Source organism: Haloferax sulfurifontis (genome assembly GCF_014635105.1).
In the GTDB taxonomy this organism is placed as follows: domain Archaea; phylum Halobacteriota; class Halobacteria; order Halobacteriales; family Haloferacaceae; genus Haloferax; species Haloferax denitrificans.
The window spans coordinates 573,351-594,667 of record NZ_BMCI01000001.1 but is presented as its reverse complement, the minus strand read 5'-3'; the positions used below and the strand labels follow the sequence as shown (position 1 = coordinate 594,667).

Below are 21,317 nucleotides of genomic sequence, written 5' to 3'. Positions count from 1 at the left end.
CGGGGAAACTATCACTCTCTTCGCCGGTTCCCGGACGGTGGGAACTACGTGGGGCGTGGGACGCGGGCCGAGGCTCTCGAGGGACCAACCCGCACAACAGAAGCGACGGGCGGCTCACTCGACGCCGGTCGCGTCGTCGGCCGCGTCATCGCGGTCCGACGCCGGACGCTCCGCGTACCGCTCGGCCCGTCGCTTCCAGTCTGCGACCCGCCGCGCCGACACGTCCGCGGCCGCCGCGAGTTCCTCGTCCGACGCCTCGCGGAGCGCCGACACGGTGTCGATGCCCGCCGCCCGGAGCCGGGTCGCGTACGCCTCGCCGATGCCGCGGATGTTCCGCGGGTCCTCGGGGTCCCTCGCTTCTTCGGTGACCGCCCCCTCGGCACCGAGGTCGCCCGCCGAGACGACCGCCGCGAGCTGTTCTGTCATCGCGTCTACCCGCCCGTCGAGGCCGTCCACTCGGCTTTCGACTGCGCCGAGTCGCTCGACGAGGTCGGCGTGGGTGTGTTCTGTCTCCCCGTCGGCGGCGCCGGTCACGCCGGGGACTCCCGGGTCGACCCCGGCTTCGACGATGGTCTGGGCGGAGCCGTCGCCGTCGGAGTCGGCGACTCCGCCGTCTCCGGCCTCGTCTCCGCTTTCGTCGGCGTCGACTTCGGTTTCGCTCTCGTCGGCCTCGTTCGCGTCTCCGTTCCCGTCGGCGTCGTTCTCGCCGTTCGCGTCGTCGGGTCCGCGGGCCTCGTCGTCTGACTCGTCGGGCGCGTCGCCCGTATCGTCGTCTCCGTCTCGGTCTCCGTCTTCGTTTCCGTTTCCGTCGCCCTCGTCGGCGAGCGAGTCCCCCGGTTCCACGTCGTCGGGGAGGACGTAGACCAGCGCGTCGCCCGGCACGTAGCCGACGACGCGCTTGCGCTTCTTGTCGGCGGTGAGGACGACCCCGCCGGAGTCGAGCGCCTTGTAGCCGCCGCACTCGAAGCTCGTCCCGTCCGTGAGATATACTTTCATCAATAATCATGATGTCTCGGAGTGAGATGAGTGTTGTCGCTCCGCTGTCCGGGGTTTATCACCGCTCGCCGCGGCGGACCACGCATGGACGTGTTCGTCATCGGCGGCACCGGACTGCTCGGCACGGGAATCGTTCGGCGACTCGTCGCCGCCGGCCACGACGTGACAAGCCTCCAGCGGGGCGAGACCGACGACGACCTCCCCCCGGCGGTCGAGCGAGTCGCCGGCGACCGAGGCGACCCGACGGTGCTTCGCGGGGTGATTCGGGACGCGACGCCCGACGTCGTCGTCGATATGGCGTGTTTCGACGCCGACGCCGCCCGCGACGCGGTCGAAATCTGCCGGGGCGTCGCCGACCGCTACGTCTTCTGTAGCACCATCGACGTGTACCATCGGCCGCCGCCGCGGAACCCCGTCGCCGAATCGAGCCCGCGGAACCCGCCGGTCAGCGACTACGCGGCCGGGAAAATCGCCGCCGAAGACGCGTTCTTCGACGCGCACGACCCCGGTGAGTTCGAGGTGGTCGTCCTCCGCCCGTGGAACACCTACGGCGAGGGCGGGACGCTCGTCCACACCCTCGGCACGGGCTCGTCGTACATCGACCGAATCCGCGAGGGCGAACCAGTCGTCGTCCACGGCGACGGCACCTCGCTGTGGGGGCCGTGCCACCGCGACGACGTGGCGCGGGCGTTCGTCGGCGCGGTCGAGCGCCCGGGCGTCGGCGGCCGCGCCTACAACGTCACGAGCGAGGAGACGATGACGTGGAACCAGTACCACGAGCGCGTCGCGGCCGCGCTCGACGCGCCCGAACCCGACCTCGTCCACGTGCCGACCGAGGTGCTTCGGGCGGTCGCGCCCGACCGGACGCGGATGCTCCGAGACCACTTCCGGTACAGCACCGTCTTCGACAACAGCCGGGCGAAGGCCGACCTCGGATTCCGCTACACGGTCGGGTTCGAAGAAGGCGTCCGCAGAGTTGTTTCGTGGCTGGACGACCGCGCCGCGGTCGAGCCGTGGGACGCCGACCCGCTCTCGGACGACCTCGCGGCCGCGTGGCGGGAGTCGACCGACGCGTTCGTCGCGGGGTTCGAGTCTGGCGGGTGACCCTGTCGGTCGTCGCGGCGACAGTGCGAGTGTGAGGCGGCCGCTCGCTCCCGTGATGTGGGAACCGTCGGCGGTTTTTCGTCGGTCCTGCCCCGATATTCGGGCATGCTCCGAGCCCTGCTGGCGGCGTTCGGCCTCGTGGAACTGCTCTTTCCGGACAAACTGGTCGCCGCGATGACGCGACTCGCCTACGAGGACGGCGGCGAGATGACGGCGAAGCCGTGGGTGACGACCGCGGCGCGCGTCGAGGGAGCGACGCTCCTCCTCATCGCGCTCGTGGGACTCCGCGGTCGGTGCGGCGGTGCCGACGACGACGAAGACGAGTGACCGTTCGGTCGCCGGGAGACGACCGCGGTGGGAGAAGAGAAACGCCCGCGGCGAGAGAATATGAGACTGTGCGCGGAAGTCGGTCGCCGAGCGACTCGTGTTCCGCCGTGAGACCGATTCAGGCGAGTCGCGCGAACGCGAGCGACCCGCTCGTGTTCTTGATGTAGACGCGGACGGTCTGTCCTTCCTGCGCGCCGGGCACGAAGATAGTGTACTTCCCGCGCTGGGCGACGCCGTCGCCCTTGCGGCCGGTCCCGGTGATTTCGACCTCGTAGGTCCGACCCTCTTCGACGGCCTCGCGCTGGCGCTTGTTGCTCACGCTGGAGCGCTTCTGGACCGGGCGGAAGGCACCACAGGCCTCACAGCGAAGCATGTCGACGCCGTCCTCGGTGACGAGGCGGGTGTCCGGCAGGCCGCACTCCGAGCAGATGACGTACTCCTCGACGTAGCCGTCGATGGCCTCCTCGAAGTCGTTGATGGAAAACGACCCGCTGTAGCGGGCGCGGTCGCCTTCCAGCTGACCGCTCGTCCCGAGCGTGCGCTGGATGGCGCTGTGGAGGTGCGCGGGCGTCCGCGAGAGCGCGTCCGCGATCTCCCCGAGGTTGGTGAGGCGGGTGAACGCGCCGTCGGTCTCGCCGGACGGGTCCGGCACCGTGAGACGTTCCTGTTCGACGTTTCGTTCCGGTAGGACGTTGAGCGCTCGGTCGAGCGCAGTCTGATACTCCATAGGGGTTCGAGTGTCTGGCGACGTATAGCCGTTCCGTGACCGTCTTTGCCGCGGCACCGGCGCGCCGACTTCGTTTCAGTATCTCCGCCGACGGAACCGAGCGCCACGCCTTCGGAGCTAGCTCTCTAACGACTCGTCATGGGCTACACGTGGCAGTACTACGACCTCGTACTCCTCGGTATCCTCGGGAGCCTCCTCGCCGGCGTCGTCGTCGGTCGAGTCACCCCGATGGAGCCGCAGGCGACGCTCGTCGGCTTCAGCGCCCTCGCCGCGGTCGTGATGGCGCACGGCCTGTTCGTCAACGGTCCCGTGGACGAGCCGGCCGACCTCGCCGACGAGGTCGAGACGCTGAACTGAGCCGGGCGACTCGGCGACCGACTGCCTGCCGTGGCCGCCTCCTCACTCGCCGTCGGTCGCTGTCACTTCCTCACTCGCCGTCGACGACGCGGTTCGTGAGCGTGCCGACGCCCTCGTACCAGATCTCCACGTCGTCACCGGGTTCGACCAGTCCGGGGTTCGCGGGACTGCCGAACGAAATCACGTCGCCCGGCTGGAAGGTGTAGCGCTCCGAGAGGAACGAGACCACTTCGGCGGGCGAAAAGAGCATCCGCTCGGTGTTGGCTTCCTGCCGGAGTTCGCCGCCGACGTGGGTCGTCATGTCGATGTTCGACGGCTCCACGTCGGTCTCTATCCACGGGCCGAGCGGCCCGGAGCCGTCGAACGCTTTTCGAGCCGTTCGGCCGGGCTGGTCGAGCGCGTCGAGGTCGTTGAGAATCGTGTAGCCGCGGACCACGTCGTCCACGTCGGCCTCGGCCACGCCCGAGCACTCGCGGTCGATGACGGCGGCCAGTTCGCCGGCGTACGTCAACTCGTCGGTCCAGTCGGGGTACTCGATGTCCGCGCCGGGGTCGAGCACCGACACCGGCGGTTTGATGAACCAGTCGGGCTGGTCGGGGATGTCGTAGTCCATCTGGTCGACCGTCGCCGCGTAGTTCCGGCCCACGCAGTAGAGCGCGGTCGGCTCGCAGGGCGCGAGCAGTTCGGCGTCGACGCCGACTTCGTACTCCTCGCCGTCGGCCGTCACGACGCCGTCGTCGTACCGGCCCGAGACCGCTCCGTCGTCGGTTCGAATCCGTGCCAGTCGCATTACTCGCCCCTGCGTCGGCCACTCACTTCAAGCGACGTGTCTCCGCAAGCGACTGCGGGCAGGAAAGCGAACGCGGAGAGTACGAACACGCGCGGGCCGCCGACGCGACTCAGTCGGACGCGGACTCCCGGTTCATCCGGGGCATCGACCGGTTCTCGCGGTCGACGAGGTTGTGGATTCGCTCGGTCCGCGTCGATTCGAACTGGCGCTGACACCGGGCGACGCCCGACGCGGAGTCGGCGCGGTCGGGGGTGGTGGTCTCGCTGTCGGCGGGCTGTTCACGGGCTGTTCGCAGGGTCGGTTCGTAGGTCGGGGTGGCGTTTGTGCTCACGATTTCGGGATGAGTTCGGGTCGGTCGGACGGCTGTGCGGCGACGAGAAGAGTTAGCGACGTACGCGTACGACCGACATTGTTGTACCCGGCAGTACAGGCCAATCTATAATAAATATTCATGTTCGAACAGCGGGCGCGTTCTCACCACTGCGAACCGTCCGACGCGTCCGGAGACGCGCGTTCACTCCCGCGAGTCGTACTCCTGATAGATGATGTGGCCGCAGGACTTGCAGTGGGAGGCGTCGGCGTCGTGGTAGGCCAGCCCGCAGTTCTGGCAGGTGACGTTGACCTTGTCGCGGTGGCCCCACTCCTTGACGATTTTGCTCGCCTGCCACGGGATGAGGATGACGCCCGCGAGGATGGCGGCGACCGTCACCCACCGGCCCGCCTCGGTCACCGGGACGATGTCGCCGAAGCCGACCGTCGAGAGCGCGACGACGACGAAGTAGAAGGCGTCGCCGAACGTCCCCACGTCGGGGTTCACCCGGTGTTCGAACGAGTAGAACATCCCCGCGGCGACGAAGAAGATGGTGAGCACCGTCAACAGCAGTTTCATGACGCGGAGCGTGCCGACCGAGACGGTGCCGAAGAAGAACTCCTCGTCGCGCGTAAAGCGGTAGAACCGGAGGACGCGGACCACGCGAATCACCCGCAGGAAGCCGATGTTGGCGGCAACCGACGAGACGGGAAGCACGAGCACCGCCAGCGTCGGCAGGATAGCCAGCAGGTCGACGAACGAGTAGACGTTGAGCAGTTCGGCGGTCCTGTCCCGCGCGCCGTAGAGGCGGAGGAGGTACTCCGCGAGGAACACGATGGAGACGGCGGCCTCGACGGACCAGAGCGTCGACTGTACCGACGCCGAAAGCGGGTAGGTCTCGACGACGAACACCCCGACGAAAAGCAGGTTGAGTGCGAGAAGCGCGATGTCGATTGCCTTGCCGGTCGGGGTCCGGTGGTCGAGCAGATAGAACCTGACCACGTCCCGCGGCGTCTCGCGGCGCGGCCCGCGTGCGTGACCGTCCATACCTTCGCCTTCGGCGGTGGGATACTTATACGGTCGTGCGCGCGGACTGCGTCATCGTTTTCGATTTTGAAACTATATACTCTCGAAAAGCACTGCCGCTGATACCGTGTCAGACGCGCCTCTCATGTCGCTCGAACCGACCCATCGGTATCTCGACTCAATCAGAGAAACTCGGTAATCAGGGCGCTAATTCGTGTGTTTACCTCGTTATGCCCTCGACAGCTCCCGGTTAGTTTGGGTGTTCTATCCATGAGGATATTCGCTCAATTAGTACTATATAGTAGACGAATTTATCACAGATGAAACGAAATCTCCGTTCGATGGGAGAACGCTGGTCACGCCTTCGGGACGCGCTCCCCGACGGCCCGTCGGACAGACTCGGCGACCGATTCCCGCGGCCGTCCGTCTCGGCGGCGGTCCCGCGGGCGATTCGCCGCACCTACGCCCGGAAGTTCTTCGCGGCGGTCCTCGTCGCCATGGTGGTGATGGCGGGCGCCGGCGCGGTCACCTACACGCAGGTCCGCGACACGCTCGACGCGCAGGTCGAACAACAGCTCACGGCGACCGCGGACCTGCAAGCTGACGGGCTCGAATCGTGGCTCGCCAGCAAGCGCCTCCAGACCCGCACGACCTCCTCGGCGTGGCAGTTCCAGCTCGGCAACTCGCGGGCGGCCAGTAGCTACCTCTTTCAGCGGAGCGGCGAGCTCGGCCAGTCCGACGTGACGGCCATCCACTACGTCGACTACGCGACCGGCGAAATCAAAGAGAGCACCGCGAGTTCGCTGGAGGGCGAGTCGGCCGCCGCGGTCGGCCTCCCGTGGGCCGACCTCGAACGGAACGTCAACCCCGAACCTCAGCGGGTGTACGTCTCCTCGTCGACGTTCCGGTCGCCGGTCGACGACGAGGTGTCCTTTGTCCTCGCGAGCAAGCCGCCGGAGAACGCCGAGTCGGTCGTCCTCGTCACCGTCAGCCTCCCGGCCCGGCTCGCGGCGACCGAACAGACGATGGCCGGAAGCGCGACCACGCTGTACGCCGCCGACGGCTCGACCATCGTCTCGACGGCCGAAAACGGGAGCGTCGCGCCCCCCGACGACCCGCTTGCGAACGGGAGCGCGGCCGCCCTTGGCAGGTCCGGCGGCAACGTCGTCGCGTACACCGAACTCGACGGCGTGGACTGGACGCTCTCGACCGCGGTCCCCGCGGCGAGCGCCTACGGCGTCCGCGACCGCGTCGGCGGCGGCCTCCTCGCGACGATACTCGTCGCGCTCGGCTCTTTGGGTGCCGTCGCGGTCGTCGTCGGCCGGCGGACCACGCGGACGCTCAGCGAGCTGACCGCGCGCGCCGAGGAGATGTCCGACGGCGACCTCGACGTGGAGCTCGACACCGACCGCATCGACGAGTTCGGCACGCTGTACGACTCCTTCGACGAGATGCGCGAGTCCCTGCGAACGAGCCTGAACGAGGCCGAGGCCCTCAACGACCACCTCGAAGCGAAGGCGGAGGAGTACCGCGCCGTCATGGAGCGCTGTGCCGACGGCGACGTCGCCTGCCGGATGGACCCCGACTCCGAGAGCGCCGCGATGGGCGACATCGCGCGGGCGTACAACCGGACGATGGACGAACTCGGGGCGGTCATCGCCGACGCGCAGACGTTCAGCCGGGCGGTGGCGGAGTCGAGCGCGGCGACGAGCACGGGCGTCGCCGAGGTGAACGACGCCGGCGAGGCGGTCGCCGAGTCGATGACCGGCATCCTCGACGACGCGGTCCGACAGGACGAACATCTCGACGACGTGACGGAGCGCGTCAACGACTTCTCGGCGACGATTCAGCAGGTGAGCGCCTCGGCCGCGTCGGTCGCCGACAACGCCGAGGCCGCCGTCACCCGCGGCGAACGCGGCCGCGACGCGGCCGGCGAGGCGATTTCGGAGCTACGGGCCATCGAGACGGCGACCGACCGCACGGTCGAACAGGTCGAGGAGTTGGCGGCCGCCGTCGCCGACATCGAGGACGTGGTCGAGTTCATCGACGGCCTCGCCTCGCAGACGAACATCCTCGCGCTCAACGCCTCCATCGAGGCGGCGCACGCGGGCGAGGCGGGCGACGGCTTCGCCGTCGTCGCCGACGAGGTGAAGGGCCTCGCCGAGGAGACCCAGGAGGCGACCGGGCGAATCGGCGCCTCCATCGACCGCGTGCGCGAGCAGGCCGACGCGACCGCCGCGGACATCAGAGAGACGCGGACGCGCGTCGTCGAGGGCTCCGAGACCATCGAGGAGGCCGTCGAGGCCATCGACACCATCGTCGACGACGCGGCCGACACCTCCGAGGGGATTCGGGAGATTCGCCGCGCGACCGACCGGCAGGCCGAGGCGACGACCGAGGTCGCCGCCATGGTCGAAGACGTGTCCGCCATCAGCGACCGGACCAGCGCCGGCGCGCGCGAGGCCGCGGCGGCGACCGAAGAACAGACCGCGGCGCTCGCGTCGGTCGCAGAACGGGTTGACAGACTCGCCGAGCGCGCCGGCGACCTCCGAGTCGCGCTCGACCGGTTCGAGGTCGCGAACGAGGGGGAGCCACCAGCCACCGACGCGCTCCCGAGCGCGCCGGAAGCGCGGGTCGACGGCGGCGATACGGCGGCGACCGCCTCAGAGGACGATAGCGCCCTCGGGGAGTAGCTCCCGCTCGGTTCGCCGCGCCTCCTCGCCCTCCTCGACGAGCGTCGGCTCGTCGACCGGCTCCGAAAACCGGTTCGGGTCGGGTTCGACCCGCTTGAGCATCGATGAGAACACCGGCCCCTTCCGGCCGCCGGCGGAGGTGATGCCGCCGTACCGCCGCTCTTCGAAGGTCGATTCGTCGGGGCTGGGGAACTCCTCGCGGATTATCTCCGCGGTGTCTCTGATGTACTCGGCGGCCTCCTTCTGCGAGTAGAGGCTCTCGTTGTAGTAGCGCTCGGCGTACTCGTCGTCGAGTTCCTCGGTGGAGTGTTCCGGCGACTCGTAGAGGACGGACTCCGTGGTCGTGTGGCCGCTGGCGAAGCGGATGTTGACGGTAAAGCAGTCGGGGTACCGCAGGATGATGGGGAAAAACAGCATGTCGGTGACGGTGATTCGCTGTTGCATCCGCCAGAGACCCTCGAAGTAGTAGGCCGTGAGCGCGCCGAGACGGTCGTCGCGCTCCCCGCGGTTGTACGCCATCGCAATCTCCTCGAAGTCGTCGCCGGCGATGTGGCGGCATCGCCGCTTGTAGCTCTCGGCGATGCCTTCGAGTTGCGTCTCGTAGGCTTCGAGCAGGGGGATGTCGGGGTCGGCGAGCATGTCCGCCTTCCGCTCTTGGGCGTCCGCGATGTTCATCATGTTCTCGTGGAACAGCCGCTCGGCGTCCTCGTCCGGCAGGGGCGTTCGAACCGCCTGTCGGTACAACACCCGCGTATCCCCGTTGAACGTGACCCGCTGCTCGCTCATCTCGTGAAGATGTAATGCGGCGAGAAGAAATGAACTCGTTGGTAATCCGGACGCTTTCCCGACAGTCGTGAGACACGAAATATAAACCGCATATCGAAACCGGAACCAGTCACACTCTGTTCGATGCGTGTCAGTCGTCGGTTGACGCGCGGCCGTCCGCGCCGTCGGCGGCGTCCGCGGCAACCGACTCGTCGGCCGCGTCGAAAAGCGGGCTCTGGTCGCCCGGCGCGAGCGTGTTGAGCACGAGCGCCGTCAGCGCGGTCACGATGACGGGCTGGCCGAAGAACGTCGCGGCGGCCTGCGGGAGCCCCGAGAGCGCGTCGGGGCGCGTGGCGACGCCGAGGCCGAGACCGAGCGAGGCGGCGACGACGACCATGTTGCGCCGGTCGAGGTTCGTGTGCAGGAAGACGAGGCGGACGCCGCTGGCGGCGACCATCCCGGCCATGAGCAGGACCGCGCCGCCGAAGACGGCGCTCGGGATGGTCGCGACGGCCGCGCCGACCTTCGGGCTGAGGCCGAGGACGGCGAGGACGACGCCCGCGACGCCGACGACGTACCGGCTCATCACGCCGGTGAAGTTGACGATGCCAACGTTCTGCGAGAACGACGTGACCGGGAACGCGCCGAACACCGAGGCGACGGAGCTCATGAGGCCGTCGGTAAAGAGGCCGCCGCGGAACTCCTCGTCGGTCGGGTTGCGCCCCTCGGCGGCGGTGATGCCGGACATGTCGCCGACGGTCTCCATCGCGGAGACGAGAAACAGGAACGCGAAGGTGACGATGGGGACGGGCTCGAAGGTGACGCCGAACGCGCCGGGTTGGGGAATCGCGACCCACGCCGCGTCGGCGATGGGCGAGAAGTCCACCACGCCGAGCGGGACGGCGACCGCGTAGCCGACGGCGATGCCGACGAGCGTGCTCAGGAGCCGGGTGATGCCGTCGGTAAAGAGGTTGAGCGCGATGGCGACGCCGAGGACGAGCGCCGCGAGGCCGACGTTGTGCGCCGCGCCGTAGTCGGCGGCACCGACCCCGCCGGCGGCGTAGTCCATGCCGACCGGGACGAGGTAGAGGCCGATGATGACGACGACGAGCCCCGTCACCAACGGCGGGAAGAAGGGTTTGATGCGGTCGAACTGCCAGCCGATGAGTCCCTCGACGACGAAGCCGGTGACGAGAATCGCGCCGAACACCGCGCTCAGGCCGTAGTCGACGCCGATGGTCGTCGCCGCGCCGACGAAGGTGAAGCTCGTCCCCATCACGATGGGGAGCCGCGAGCCGACCGGCCCGACGGCGTACGCCTGTACCACGGTGGCGAGCCCCGAAAACAGGAGCACCATCTGGACGACGTAGGCCGTGTCGGCGACGCCGAGTCCGACCGCGCCCGCGACGATGAACGCCACGGCGGTCGCCGGGACGATCATCACCGAGACGTGCTGTATCCCGAGGAGAACCGACTCCAGCAACGGCGGCCGGTCGTCGATTTCGTATTCGAGGCCGAGTTCACCGCTGTCGTCTGTCATCTGTACTCGCCACGAGCGACCCCCGTTCAATAATAGTTTCGCGTTCGAGCGTATTTCACGCCACTCGATGTGTCGTTATATGCAATTCTGTGCATATCCGTCGCGAAAATACGAATCGCGGTCGCGCCGGTCGGCGACGGTCCGCTCAGTGAATCTCGACGCCGTCCTCGTCGACGCTGATGTCCACGAGGCTCGTCGCCTCGTAGTCGGTGTCGTCGAGGGCGGTCTCGCCGACCTTCCGGATGGCGACGACGATGTCGGAGATGTCCGCGCCGATGTCGTCGAGCGCGCCGCAGATGGCCGCGAGCGTCCCGCCGGTCGAAAGCAGGTCGTCCACGACGAGCACGCGGTCGCCGTCCTCGATGTCGTTGATGAACATCTCCGACTCGGAGTAGCCGGTCGTCTGGTGGAGCGCGACCTCGCCGTCGAGGCCGTACTCGCGCTTGCGGATGACGACGAGCGGCACGTCCGTCTGGAGGGACAGCGCGGTGGCGATGTGGATGCCCATCGCCTCGGGCGCGACGATTTTGTCCACGTCGAGGTCGGCGGCGCGGGTGATGCCGACGACGACCTCGCGCAGGAGTTGCGGGTCGAGCATCGGCACGCCGTTGCTGATGGGGTGGACGAGGTAGGAGTAGCCGTCCTTGTCGATGATGGGCGCTTCGTGTAGGGACTCCTCGAGTCGCTTCATGGGGTCCGTTTCACGAATCGCCCCAAAAGTGGTTCGCTCTCTCGGGAACCGGGGCCACCCGACCGCCGCCCGACCGCCGCCTAGAACACGCCCGGGGCGACGACGTAGACCAGAAGCGACCCGACGGCACCGACGAACAGCGCGAAGACGACCGTCGGAACGACCACCTTCCGGAGGATGTCGCCTTCGCGGCCCGCGATGCCGATGACGCCGGAGATGGCGGCGATGTTGAGCACCGACACCATGTTGCCGACGCCGCCGCCGACGTTCTGAATAGCGACGACGAGCGCGCGGGAGATACCGACGTCCGCGGTCGCGTTGTACTATGGAGTTCGAGTGAGAGAGTGGCCTCGGCACTCACGACTCACGGCCGACTCATACTGAACTGACCATCTACTGGTTTGGATGGCATCGGCAACACCGGTGTTCGTGATTACGTCTGGATATCGAGAAGGGCGATTTTGTCGTTTACCGGGAGTATCTGACTCGTTGCTCGCAGGTGATCTACCTGAGAAAGGTGCATTCATCGTTGAGGCAGACGTTCGGGATGGTTTTGGCTGGATTGGAGCTGGCTACTACAGGGATTCAACAGAATGGGATGTAAGATACTCTACTGAGGAGGATGATTGCCTTCGTATGTATGTGCCGACACCGACCGAATTTAAGCGGGGGAAAGAACCTAGGAAGGCTATTGACTGGATGAACGGGGCTTATGGCTCTAGAAATCGGTAGAATAGTTTAGCCGATGTGGCCTTCTTCGGTTTCGAGGCCTGCGTTTTCAAATGTCTGTCTTATGTCGTTAACGCGGTCCTGAGCGTCTTCTATAGTGTATACAGGCCACTACGAGGGGATTAAATACAAAGAGGAGGTAGGTGAGATTGGGTGTGGTCGAGAATTTTCATATGCCGGCCAGTACTTGCTGGCCGAAGTCGCCCATTTCTTCTTCTCCTTCCAGTGATGTGTCGACATCGTCCATGCTCATGCTGTACTCTGGATTATCTCGGAGGAACTGATTAAAGTCGTCGTACTCTCCGCTTCTGTCTTCCCATACGTCTTCAATTAGAGAGTCATCTTCTACAACTGCGTACTGTGGGTTCTCAGTGTCTCCATAGATGATGTGGTTGGTATCTTCATCCATGACCATCTTTTCTAATACTTTCGACTGGTTGTATAGAGTCTCGAATTTTATGTCGTTCTGGTTGAAATTTCTAAGCTTCTCTGTGAAGTCTATAACGTACTCGGTTGTTGGTGCAACTGTATCTGAAGCTCCTGGTACGGGATTGTTTTCTTTGTGGAGTGAGTTAGATATTCCTCCGAATGCGCTTACTGCACTCCTCTTTTTCTGCTCGAATCCCCATGAAGATGTGTCTTCGTCTTTTTCCCAGCCGAATCTTAGTGGGTGCCAGTACTCTTCGAATCCATCGTTTCCTGGATCTAAGTATCCAGAGTTCTCTATGAGAGGGTGAAGTTGATTATCATCTGCAGTTGCAGTTACTGGAGACGACACTGTCTCCATGAATCTCAGTTCTTCTGTTCCATCTGCACTCTTACCAAATATGAGGCCTGTACCATGGCCTAATGTTTCAACATCCCATGCATGAACCTCTAAGCCTTTGTTGGTATTTTCTTCAATTGCCTGTTCTAGAGAAGGTGCATAAAGAGCATCCTCTACAGAATAAGGGCCGTCTGGCGTCATCTTGGCCTGCCAGTTGAATAGGTATGGGTGGACCCAGTCCAGTGCTCCGCCTACTGTTTCTGCGTTTGAGAATTGTTCGTAGTCGAAGTTTCCTCCTCTTCTCTCAGCAAAATTTCCGTTGGGGTAGATGGCTGCAGGCACTTCATCGCCACTCTTGATTGCTTCAATATCGGGGTTACCTGTTTCTACTCCAATACTGTCCACGAAGTTCTTTACTTCTATAGGTTGAGCTTCTGCTAATTCAGTATAGTCGTTGTCGTGTCTCCATTCGTAGGCTACGAGGTCGATTCCGAATTTGTCGAATCCGAGTTGTTCATGGCTACTGTAATTATTTAGTACTGGGTCTGATGTGATGAATCCGCCACGTTTCTCTAGGTAGTTGTCTTCCAGAGAGTTCTGGCTGATTTCCTCTCTCATTTCCTCGTTTCTCTCGGCAACTACGTCGACCTTGTAATTGCTAGGCGTGGCCTTTGCAGCCTTTGCAGTGTCCTGGGCTTGTTGGCTTCCCCACTGGGCTGTTGCAGTGAATTCTTGTTCTCCAGAACTCATCTGGCCTGGCTGAACAGTTACAGTATTCTGATTCCACTGACTGGAATCTCTGTTTAGTTCTACTTCGCCGTTTGAAACCGTCAGGGAACTTGGTTCGTCTGAGGTCTGAACTGAGAACTGGGCCTGGAATTCCTCAATACTCTGTCCACCCCATATTGACGGTAGTTTGGAAGGCTGGGCCTCAGTAGAAATACTGACTGTGTTCTCTGTTTCCTTGGTAGGGGTTGTTTCTGTGTTGTTGGGGTTATCTGTGCCTCCGTTGTTTCCGGTGATAGTGTTACAGCCGGCGAGTGCGGTGAGGAGTCCGGTGGTTCCGAGGAGGAGTTGTCGTCGTTTCAAAGATGAAACCTGGTTGTCGTATCTATGTAGAGTCACTGTTTATAAAATCAAGGGAGAAGAAGGTACATCCGAACTCGGGTGTGGGACGATTCCTACCTCTTCATCAGTAACGGTCCGGTAGACTGTTCGTATCTCATTCAAGCATGCGGCGGAGCAGATGTCTCCTCATACCCTGTCCCGACAGCTCCCCATTTTCGATAGTGGTGGGCCTCAGGGCTATCCAGAACACAGACGGAGCCAGGTTCTCGTCCGTCTATATGGGAAGCGGGAACCGAGATGCCACGAACAGACCTTGAGACTCGTTCTGTACCTCCCCCCGGTGAACGGATTTTGACCCAGTCCTCGCCGCACTCGTAGCGAGACTCGCTTTTCTGTACCACGGTTGTGACTGGTGAGTGGAAAGCGGATCGCGCACCGAATCACGAGCTCTATGTGACGCCGCAGAGTGCACTGTATCGGGCTGTAAATGACAACTGTCCTCTCTCAGCGGATGGCAAACGCGACTCTCTGACGTTCGTTCATCTCCCCAACTGTCTGGATAGAAAGCTGGCCTCGGCACTCATAGGGCTCCGCATCACCGAGTGCCTAGTTCGGTTCGGAACGGTGCCGTCGTCATCGGCCACCTCGCTCTCGCCCCGCGAGCGAGTAATCACCATCGGTCTCGTTCGTCCCGCTCCCGACTCGCTCACACCTTCTCCAACACCGACACGTCGATGCGGGGGTACCGCACGGCGCCCGAAATCGAGCCCTCGCCGGCGACGACGCCCCAGAGCCGGACGCGCTCGTCGGCGAGCAGTCGAAAGCCGATGTCGTCGTCGAAAAAGCGGCCGGTCGGCCAGCGGGCGACCACGTCGCCGCTGAGTCGCCCGCGGTCGTCCTCGACGGCGACGAGCGCCAGTCGAGTCTCGTCGCGTTCCATCGTCTCCTCGACGCGACCGGTGTACGTGACGTTCGTTCCCGCGTACGACTCGGGATTCGTCCGGAGGTCGCCGTACGGAATCGTCGTCGCGTTCGTCGGCGTCGCCACCGCAGTCGTTCGATTCGGGAGCGTCGATTCCTCGGAGAGTGGTTGCGGCGTCGGGAGTGACCACTCGACGGTCGGGAGGCGCACGTCCGGGAGGCGGGCGTCGAGCCACGCCGCGCGGCGGGCGACCGCGGCGCGGAGTTCCGGCGACTGCTGGACGACATCCGAGACGCGCTCGGCGGCGAGGTAGGTGACGAGGCCGCCGGCGACGTAGGTGCCGGCCTTCTTGAGCGCCTCGCGGCGGGTGAGTCGGTCGGCCCCGTCGGCCTCCGGGTCGTCGCCTTCGCTCTCGGAGTCGAGGGCCTCGCTGTCGCCGTCGCCGCCCGCACCGCTCGCCCCGGCGGCGAGGTCGCGGACGAACGACTCGACGCCGGCCTCGCGGATTTCGACGGCGATAGCCGGCGCGTCGAGGACGACGAGGCCGGGCCGATGGGCGTCGGAGGCGACTCGCCCGCCGCCGACCGCCGCCACGTAGGGTTCGATGCCGGCGCGCTCGCACCGCCGGACGAACGCGCTCGCCTTGTCCGCGGTGACGGTGCCCGTCGTCGTAATCCAGATTCGGAGGTCGCGCTTTGCGCCCTCGGGCGTCTTCCCGGTGGCCTCCACGTGCACGTCGGGGCCGCGGAAGCGGACGCGCGTCTCGTAGCCTCGCGCCCCCCAGACCCGCTCGAAGACGGCGGCGAGTTCGACGTCGGAGCGGTCCGAAACGACCGACGTGAGACGGGGCGCAGTCATTGCGTCCGAGGTGCCGGGCGAGGCTGTTATGTGTTTGCGCCCGGTTCTCGGCGTTGAGAACGCGCGCGGCGAAGCGGGGCCGAAGTCGATACGGGGGACCCGGACGCCGACCGCCGCCTCAGCCGAGGAATCGGACGGCGGCGTCGGCGACGATGTCGGCCACGTCGACCACGTCGTCGGTGAAGACGAACTCGCCGGCGGCGTGGATGTTCTCGCCGTCGGGGCCGACGATGACCGTCGGGAGGCCGGCGCGGTCGCCGAGGTAGTTGAAGTCGCCGACGCTGGAGAAGTAGCCGTAGGCGGGGTCGACGCCGGAGACGGCGCGGGTCGAGTCCGAGAGGGCCGAAACGAGCGGGTGGTCGTCGTCCGTCACGTAGGGGCCGTAGCGGATGCCCTCGTCGGGCGACTCGCGGAACCCCACGTCGACCTCGCTCTCCAAGCCGAGTTCCTCGACGGCGCGTTCTGCGTCGGCGCGAGCGTCTTCGAGCGTCTCGCCGACGACGACGTGGCGGTCGACCATGAGGCGGGCGCGCTCGGGGACCGACAGCGTCTGGCTTCCGCCCTCGATTTTCAGCGGGCAGGTCGAACCCGACCCGAGTTTCGGGTGGTCGCCCACGTCGAGGTCGTCGAGCGCGGCCGCGAGTCTGCCGGCCTCGACGACCGCGTTGACGCCGGTCTCGGGTTTCGAGCCGTGCGCCGCCTGTCCGCGGACGTCGATGTCGTAGAAGTAGCGACCGCGCGCGCCGAGGAGGAGCGCCGGGTTCTCGATGTCTTCCTGTGCGAGAATCGGGCCGGGTTCGGTGACGATGGCGGCGTCGCAGTCGGCGACGACGCCGTCGCGGATGAGGCGGTCGGTGCCGAGTCCGTAGGGGCCCTCCTCGTCCACGACGGCCGTGAGGAGCACGTCGCCGGCGAGGTCGCAGTCGGCGAGGGCGTCGAACGCGACCATGACGGCCGCGAGGCCGCCTTTCATGTCGCACGCGCCCTGTCCGTACAGTTTCCCGTCCTCGATGCGGCCCGAACACGGGTCTTCGTCCCAGTCTTCGACCAGTTTCACGGTGTCCATGTGGGCGTTCAACAGGAGCGTCGGCGCGTCCGGGTCCGACCCCTCCAGTCGGGCGACGACGTTGTCGCCCTCGTACTCCGTGATGTCCGGCTCGCTCACGTGGTGGTACTCCGGGTCGTGCCCGCGGGCGTCCAACCAGTCGTAGACGAACTCGCTTATCTCGGCCTCCTCGAAGTACGGGCTCGGAATCCGCACGAGTTCCTGCAGGAGGTCGATGGTCTCGTCGGGGTCGACGCGGGGAGCGGCGTCGAGGTCGAGACTGGTGTCCGGGTTGAGGTCGGAGTCGCCCGAGCGGTCCCCGCGCGGCGTCGCGTCGTCAGTCATCGCTCACCCCGCGGACCGACGGGTTGTACTCGTCGGAGGGGACGCCGGGGAGCGTCCCGAGGATGGCCTCGACGTCGTGGTCCTTCTGTTGGCCGCGGTACCAGTAGACGCCGAAGACGACGAGGCCGACGGCGACCCACGGGACGTAAATCGACAGCGAGCCCTTGTACGCCTCGGTCAGGAGGCCGACCGCGCCGAGCGACCCGACGAGCCCCGTCAGCGTGAGGAGCGCGGGGCGCGAAAAGCCCGCCTCCGCGCGGAGGTCGGTGCGGCTGTAGAGCACGTACAGCACCGTTATCGACACCGCGGCGTAGGCGATGAGGTAGCTGAACGTGGCGATGGCGATGGCCTGACTGAGGCCGGTGCTCCAGAAGGTGAGGCCGGAGGCGACGACGTACAGCGTCAGAAGCGACCAGTGGGGCGTCCCGAAGCGGTCGGAGACCGCCGAGAACTTCTTGGGGAACACCTCGTCCCACGCCCACGAGTAGGGCATCTTGATGCCCGCGGCCATGACCGCGTGGACCGACGACGCGGTGGCGAGCAGGCCGCCGATACCGACGATGGCCGTGCCGATGTCACCGAGGAAGACTTCCGCGGCGGTCGAGAGCGGCCGCGCCGAGTTCGCGAGGACCGTGTAGTCGCCGACGACGCCGTAGATGACGGCGGCGGTCAGCACGTACAGGAAGATGAGGATGGCCGTGCCGCCGGCCATCGCCAGGGGGAGGTTCCGCGAGGGGTTCTTCACCTCAGCGCCCATCTGCCCGGCGACGGCGATGCCGATGTAGGCGTAGAACAGCGGGACCGCGGCGGCGACGAAGCCGTCGAAGCCGCCGGTGAAAAACGGCTGGTAGTTCGCGGCGTCGATGTTCAACAGCCCGGGGCCGACGAGCACGAGTATCGACAGGATGAGAAAGCCGAAGATGGCGTTCTGCGAGCGGCTGTAACTCTTCGCGCCCACGAGGTTGACCAGAAAGAGGACCGTCAGTAGGCCGAAGCCGGCGAGCGTCGGGTCCACCGAGGGATAGAACACCTGTAAGTAGCTCCCGAAGCCGATGGCGAGAACCGCGTCGGCGGCCATGTAGCCGAGCCACTTCGACCACGTCACCACGAACCCGGGGAGGCGGCTGTCGAACGCCCGCGAGACGTAGGCGTACGACCCCGCCGCGCCGGGGAAGATAGTCGCCATCCAGCCGTAGTTGAGCGCGATACTCATCGCGAGCAGTCCCGAGAGGATGACGACGAGGATGACGCTCGGTCCCGTCGTCGAACTCGCCGTGCCGAGGGTGACGAACAGCCCGGCTCCGAGCGTCCCCGCTACCACGGTGCTCACCGCGCCGAACAGTCCGATGTCCCGCGAGAGACTCCGTCCGTCGTTCACGTCTACCGATGACATGCTATCACATGGGTCGGTTGTCGGGCAAAGTACCCCTCCCTCTCATGAGTGGGGCGGCGGGAGAGCGAGCGCCGCTCTCCCGATAGAACCCGACGCGAGGGACCCGAACCCGGGCTCAGTAGTCGCCGAGCAGTTTCGACTCCGCCTTCCGGAGGTGTTCGAGAAGCGTCGCCTTCGAGATGTCCAGTTCCCCCGCCAGCGACGCCGCGCTCACTTCGCGGGGCCACGTGTAGTAGTCGCGGCGGCGGGCCAGTTCGTACACCTCGCGCTGGCGCTCGGAGAGCGCGTCGGTGCGGAACATGCCGCCGCCGTCCTCGGGGGCGGTGATGAGTTCCACGTCGATGTCGGCGTTCCGCTCTTCGCGAATCTCCTCTAACCGCTCGTGGACGGTCTGCCGCGTCTCGTGGACGAGCACGGTCCAGCGCTCGCGGCCGCCCTGCATGCGAACCGGCTCGTCGGGGATGAACCCCCGCGAGACGAGGGCGTCGTTGATGGAGTTCCCGAGGTCGTAGCGGACGACGATACCACGGGCCGCGCTCCCCGGCACCCCGGCGTCGCCGGCGTGGTCGTCGGTCTCCCACACCGACTCGGTCAGGTCGGACGCGCGGACGGCCGCGACGAGTTCGTCCACCTCCTCGGTCGTGTCGGCGTAGGCGGTGAAACGGCCGTTGGCGAGGCCGTCTATCTCGTGGACGCCGTGACCGAGGAGCCCCCCACTCGTCTCCGCGGTCACCTGTAGCGTCCAGCAGTCCGGGTGCCAGATGTCGAGACAGACCCGAGCGCCCCGTCCTCCCTCTCGTGCCATTCGTTAGCATGGAAGGGCGCTCGCCGGGTAAAAAGGTATCCAACCTGACTCGATGCGACGCGACGGCCGGTCGGCGCGGACCGTCTCGACGGTCGCGGCGGTCTCGGCAATCGCGGTCGGTCGAAACCCTCGCGGCGCTTACTCGATTCGCTCGCGCGCCGCGGCGACCAGAAGCGGGAGCATGATGGTCGCGTCGCCGAGGACCGTCGTGTTGCGGGCGTCTTTCTCCAGTTTGCCCCACGAGCGCGCCTCGTCGAGCGTCGCGCCCGAGAGGCCGCCGGTCGCGGCGGGGTCCATCGTAATCTGGACGCCGTAGTCGTACGCGCCGGGCGTGACGAGCATCGTCTGGAGCGTGAAGTTCTTCGGGACGCCGCCGCCGACGAGGAGACAGCCGGCCGTGTCGGCGTCGTACGCGAGGTCGGTCAGCGGCGTCATGTCGGCCAGCACGTCCAGCGAGAACGACGAGGTCTGCGAGTACATCCACGCCTGCAGGCCGAGGACGGAGTCCTGAACCGCCGGGCAGTAGATGGGCACGTCGGCCTCGTAGGCCGCGGCGGCGACGCCGGCGTCTTCCTCGATTCCCTCGCGGTCGTTGACCTCGCTGTTGGCGCGGCCGAGTTCGCGGCAGAGGTCGGCGATGCTGACGGTTCCCTCCTCCTCCAGCGCCGGGAACACCTCGCTTCGCAGGTGCGACTCGAACAGCGCGAAATGTTCCTGCGGGAGGTAGACGTTGTAGATGCGGTCGACCTCCTCGTCGCGGAGCGTCTCGTCGTGCTCGCGTTCGGTCTTCTCGCCGTGGTTCTGAGACCCATGATGATGCTTTCCGCCGATGGCCTCGATGGCGTCGTGGGTGAGGTTCGCGCCCGTCGTCACGAGGGCGTCCACATGGCCGTCGCGGATGAGGTCGGAGACGACCTTACGCATCCCGGTCGGGACCATCGCGCCGGCCAGCGACATGAACACCGTGCAGTCGTCGTCGGCCAGCATCTCGGCGTAGATGTCGGCGGCCTCGTGCACGTCGGCCGCGCCGATGCCCGCGCGGCCGTACTGCTCGACTAACTCGCCGACGGTCATGCCGCCGCGGACCTCGGCGTGGCCCAGCGGGTCGTGTGTGAACTCCTCGCGGTCCGGCATCTCGTAGCCGTCATCGTCGTGGTCGCTCATGCGAGGGAGTGCGTCGGCCGAGCGTTTGAACGCCCCGGTCCGGCGAGGCCGTGCGGCGGGTTGGCAGGCGTTCGGTCGCCCTTACAGCCCGGTCGGGTGGCTGACGTACTCGGTCTCCAGCCCCCACTCGTCGGCGAGGCCCCGCAGGCTCCGCACCCCGAACGTCTCGGTCGCGTAGTGGCCCGCGAGGAACACCGAGACGCCGGCCTCGCGCGCCTCGTGGTACACCTTCTGTTTGCCCTCGCCGGTGACGAGCGCGTCGACGCCGCGGTCGATGGCCTCGTCCAGCCAGTCGACGCCGGAGCCGGTGACGACCCCGACCGACGAAATCTCGTCGGGACCGAAGTCGAGGACGGTCGTGCCCGCGCTCCCGTCGAGGTCGTCGAGCGCCGCCCGAATCTCGTCGGCCGCCTTCGGCGACTCGAAGGTTCCCGTCTGCCCGATGTGAATCGGCCCGAGCGACCCGAACGGCTCGGTGTCCACGAGGCCGAGGTGGTCGGCGACGCCGGCGGCGTTGCCGAGTTCCTGATGGCCGTCCAGCGGGAGGTGCGAGACGTAGAGCGCGAGGTCGCCGCGAATCAGCGGCTCGACGCGGTCGAAGTCGCGGCCGGTCAGCCGGTCGAGGCCGCCCCAGACGAGACCGTGGTGGACGACGAGAAGGTCGGCGTCGGCGTCGAGCGCGGCGTCGATGGTCGCCTCCGCGGCGTCGACGGCGAAGGCGACTTTCTCGACCGATTTCTCGTCGGGGCCGACCTGCAGGCCGTTGGCGCTGGCGTCCACGTCGGCGAAGTCGTCGGTGGCGAGCGTCTCGTCGAGTCGGGCGACGATGTCGGAGAGTTGCATACCGGGGAGTCGTGACTCGGGAACTTGTAAGGAACGGGGTTCGCCGCGAGTCG

19 protein-coding genes and 1 pseudogene are annotated in these 21,317 nt (G+C 66.0%); 4 read left to right on the top strand and 16 right to left on the bottom strand.

Annotation, left to right across the window (positions count from 1 at the left end; genetic code table 11):
* Window positions 1–114: 114 nt before the first annotated feature.
* Entirely contained in the window at window positions 115–996 is an 882-nt protein-coding gene (locus IEV64_RS03190; protein ID WP_188423123.1) for a helix-hairpin-helix domain-containing protein, read from the bottom strand.
* An 84-nt stretch (window positions 997–1,080) separates the two neighbouring features.
* On the opposite strand from IEV64_RS03190, the gene IEV64_RS03185 reads away from it, so the two are divergent.
* Both IEV64_RS03185 and IEV64_RS03180 read left to right on the top strand, forming a co-directional pair.
* Complete coding sequence (locus IEV64_RS03185; protein WP_188423122.1) at window positions 1,081–2,100, top strand: NAD-dependent epimerase/dehydratase family protein; 1,020 nt, start codon at window positions 1,081–1,083, stop codon at window positions 2,098–2,100.
* 105 nt (window positions 2,101–2,205) lie between these two features.
* Window positions 2,206–2,427, top strand: a complete 222-nt coding sequence (locus IEV64_RS03180) for a hypothetical protein (protein ID WP_007275643.1) — start codon at window positions 2,206–2,208, stop codon at window positions 2,425–2,427.
* Between the two features lie 118 nt (window positions 2,428–2,545).
* On the opposite strand, the gene IEV64_RS03175 is transcribed toward IEV64_RS03180, so the two are convergent.
* Window positions 2,546–3,154, bottom strand: coding sequence for a translation initiation factor IF-2 subunit beta (locus IEV64_RS03175; RefSeq protein WP_004062666.1), 609 nt, complete (start codon window positions 3,152–3,154; stop codon window positions 2,546–2,548).
* A gap of 138 nt (window positions 3,155–3,292) precedes the next feature.
* Here IEV64_RS03175 and IEV64_RS03170 point away from each other — a divergent pair, with 138 nt between their 5' ends.
* On the top strand, window positions 3,293–3,511 hold the full coding sequence (locus IEV64_RS03170) for a DUF8015 family protein (RefSeq protein ID WP_007275644.1): 219 nt from the start codon (window positions 3,293–3,295) through the stop codon (window positions 3,509–3,511).
* A gap of 70 nt (window positions 3,512–3,581) precedes the next feature.
* On the opposite strand, the gene IEV64_RS03165 is transcribed toward IEV64_RS03170, so the two are convergent.
* The 3 genes from IEV64_RS03165 to IEV64_RS03155 form a co-directional block, all read right to left on the bottom strand.
* Window positions 3,582–4,301, bottom strand: a complete 720-nt coding sequence (locus tag IEV64_RS03165) for a fumarylacetoacetate hydrolase family protein (RefSeq protein ID WP_188423121.1) — start codon at window positions 4,299–4,301, stop codon at window positions 3,582–3,584.
* Between the two features lie 109 nt (window positions 4,302–4,410).
* The gene (locus IEV64_RS03160) at window positions 4,411–4,632 is read right to left on the bottom strand and encodes a hypothetical protein (RefSeq protein ID WP_007275646.1); all 222 of its coding nucleotides are present in this window, start codon (window positions 4,630–4,632) and stop codon (window positions 4,411–4,413) included.
* Window positions 4,633–4,815: 183 nt separating this feature from the next.
* Window positions 4,816–5,658 (bottom strand): potassium channel family protein, encoded by an 843-nt coding sequence (locus IEV64_RS03155; RefSeq protein ID WP_007275647.1) that lies wholly within the window; start codon window positions 5,656–5,658, stop codon window positions 4,816–4,818.
* Between the two features lie 320 nt (window positions 5,659–5,978).
* Between IEV64_RS03155 and IEV64_RS03150 the strand changes: the two genes are divergently transcribed.
* Window positions 5,979–8,330 carry a methyl-accepting chemotaxis protein gene (locus tag IEV64_RS03150; RefSeq protein WP_188423120.1) on the top strand — a complete coding sequence of 784 codons (2,352 nt, stop codon included), beginning with the start codon at window positions 5,979–5,981 and terminating at the stop codon, window positions 8,328–8,330.
* Here the strand turns inward: IEV64_RS03150 and IEV64_RS03145 are convergent.
* The 11 genes and pseudogenes from IEV64_RS03145 to IEV64_RS03095 all read right to left on the bottom strand — a co-directional run bounded on the left by IEV64_RS03145 (window position 8,301) and on the right by IEV64_RS03095 (window position 21,264).
* Window positions 8,301–9,116, bottom strand: coding sequence for a hypothetical protein (locus tag IEV64_RS03145; protein ID WP_188423119.1), 816 nt, complete (start codon window positions 9,114–9,116; stop codon window positions 8,301–8,303). The genes IEV64_RS03150 and IEV64_RS03145 overlap by 30 nt on opposite strands.
* A 130-nt stretch (window positions 9,117–9,246) precedes the next feature.
* Complete coding sequence (locus IEV64_RS03140; RefSeq protein ID WP_188423118.1) at window positions 9,247–10,635, bottom strand: uracil-xanthine permease family protein; 1,389 nt, start codon at window positions 10,633–10,635, stop codon at window positions 9,247–9,249.
* 145 nt (window positions 10,636–10,780) lie between these two features.
* Window positions 10,781–11,326 carry a hypoxanthine/guanine phosphoribosyltransferase gene (gene hpt, locus IEV64_RS03135; RefSeq protein WP_007275651.1) on the bottom strand — a complete coding sequence of 182 codons (546 nt, stop codon included), beginning with the start codon at window positions 11,324–11,326 and terminating at the stop codon, window positions 10,781–10,783.
* A gap of 80 nt (window positions 11,327–11,406) precedes the next feature.
* A pseudogene (locus IEV64_RS03130) lies at window positions 11,407–11,649 on the bottom strand (L-lactate permease); the annotation flags it as partial.
* A gap of 575 nt (window positions 11,650–12,224) precedes the next feature.
* A complete protein-coding gene (locus tag IEV64_RS19785) occupies window positions 12,225–13,910 on the bottom strand; it encodes a hypothetical protein (protein WP_229722450.1) in 1,686 nt (561 codons plus the stop codon).
* 685 nt (window positions 13,911–14,595) lie between these two features.
* Window positions 14,596–15,669 carry a hypothetical protein gene (locus IEV64_RS03120; RefSeq protein WP_188423117.1) on the bottom strand — a complete coding sequence of 358 codons (1,074 nt, stop codon included), beginning with the start codon at window positions 15,667–15,669 and terminating at the stop codon, window positions 14,596–14,598.
* Between the two features lie 118 nt (window positions 15,670–15,787).
* Complete coding sequence (locus tag IEV64_RS03115) at window positions 15,788–17,059, bottom strand: M20 family metallopeptidase (RefSeq protein ID WP_007275656.1); 1,272 nt, start codon at window positions 17,057–17,059, stop codon at window positions 15,788–15,790.
* Window positions 17,052–18,452 carry an APC family permease gene (locus IEV64_RS03110; RefSeq protein WP_007275657.1) on the bottom strand — a complete coding sequence of 467 codons (1,401 nt, stop codon included), beginning with the start codon at window positions 18,450–18,452 and terminating at the stop codon, window positions 17,052–17,054. The genes IEV64_RS03115 and IEV64_RS03110 overlap by 8 nt, the downstream gene beginning before the upstream one ends.
* A gap of 115 nt (window positions 18,453–18,567) precedes the next feature.
* On the bottom strand, window positions 18,568–19,257 hold the full coding sequence (locus tag IEV64_RS03105; protein WP_049920603.1) for a helix-turn-helix domain-containing protein: 690 nt from the start codon (window positions 19,255–19,257) through the stop codon (window positions 18,568–18,570).
* Between the two features lie 138 nt (window positions 19,258–19,395).
* Complete coding sequence (locus IEV64_RS03100; protein ID WP_188423116.1) at window positions 19,396–20,421, bottom strand: deoxyhypusine synthase; 1,026 nt, start codon at window positions 20,419–20,421, stop codon at window positions 19,396–19,398.
* Between the two features lie 81 nt (window positions 20,422–20,502).
* A complete protein-coding gene (locus IEV64_RS03095; protein WP_188423115.1) occupies window positions 20,503–21,264 on the bottom strand; it encodes a Nif3-like dinuclear metal center hexameric protein in 762 nt (253 codons plus the stop codon).
* Window positions 21,265–21,317 lie beyond the last annotated feature (53 nt).

Bases quoted from the DNA above. Each gene is read 5' to 3' on its own strand.
- IEV64_RS03170 (WP_007275644.1), top strand. From the start codon at position 3,293: ATGGGCTACACGTGGCAGTACTACGACCTCGTACTCCTCGGTATCCTC.
- IEV64_RS03100 (WP_188423116.1), bottom strand. From the start codon at position 20,421: ATGAGCGACCACGACGATGACGGCTACGAGATGCCGGACCGCGAGGAG.
- IEV64_RS03190 (WP_188423123.1), bottom strand. From the start codon at position 996: ATGAAAGTATATCTCACGGACGGGACGAGCTTCGAGTGCGGCGGCTAC.
- IEV64_RS03165 (WP_188423121.1), bottom strand. From the start codon at position 4,301: ATGCGACTGGCACGGATTCGAACCGACGACGGAGCGGTCTCGGGCCGG.
- IEV64_RS03120 (WP_188423117.1), bottom strand. From the start codon at position 15,669: ATGACTGCGCCCCGTCTCACGTCGGTCGTTTCGGACCGCTCCGACGTC.
- IEV64_RS03180 (WP_007275643.1), top strand. From the start codon at position 2,206: ATGCTCCGAGCCCTGCTGGCGGCGTTCGGCCTCGTGGAACTGCTCTTT.
- IEV64_RS03110 (WP_007275657.1), bottom strand. From the start codon at position 18,452: ATGTCATCGGTAGACGTGAACGACGGACGGAGTCTCTCGCGGGACATC.
- IEV64_RS03145 (WP_188423119.1), bottom strand. From the start codon at position 9,116: ATGAGCGAGCAGCGGGTCACGTTCAACGGGGATACGCGGGTGTTGTAC.
- IEV64_RS03105 (WP_049920603.1), bottom strand. From the start codon at position 19,257: ATGGCACGAGAGGGAGGACGGGGCGCTCGGGTCTGTCTCGACATCTGG.
- IEV64_RS03095 (WP_188423115.1), bottom strand. From the start codon at position 21,264: ATGCAACTCTCCGACATCGTCGCCCGACTCGACGAGACGCTCGCCACC.
- IEV64_RS03175 (WP_004062666.1), bottom strand. From the start codon at position 3,154: ATGGAGTATCAGACTGCGCTCGACCGAGCGCTCAACGTCCTACCGGAA.
- IEV64_RS03155 (WP_007275647.1), bottom strand. From the start codon at position 5,658: ATGGACGGTCACGCACGCGGGCCGCGCCGCGAGACGCCGCGGGACGTG.
- IEV64_RS03185 (WP_188423122.1), top strand. From the start codon at position 1,081: ATGGACGTGTTCGTCATCGGCGGCACCGGACTGCTCGGCACGGGAATC.
- IEV64_RS03115 (WP_007275656.1), bottom strand. From the start codon at position 17,059: ATGACTGACGACGCGACGCCGCGCGGGGACCGCTCGGGCGACTCCGAC.
- IEV64_RS03150 (WP_188423120.1), top strand. From the start codon at position 5,979: ATGGGAGAACGCTGGTCACGCCTTCGGGACGCGCTCCCCGACGGCCCG.
- hpt (WP_007275651.1), bottom strand. From the start codon at position 11,326: ATGAAGCGACTCGAGGAGTCCCTACACGAAGCGCCCATCATCGACAAG.
- IEV64_RS03140 (WP_188423118.1), bottom strand. From the start codon at position 10,635: ATGACAGACGACAGCGGTGAACTCGGCCTCGAATACGAAATCGACGAC.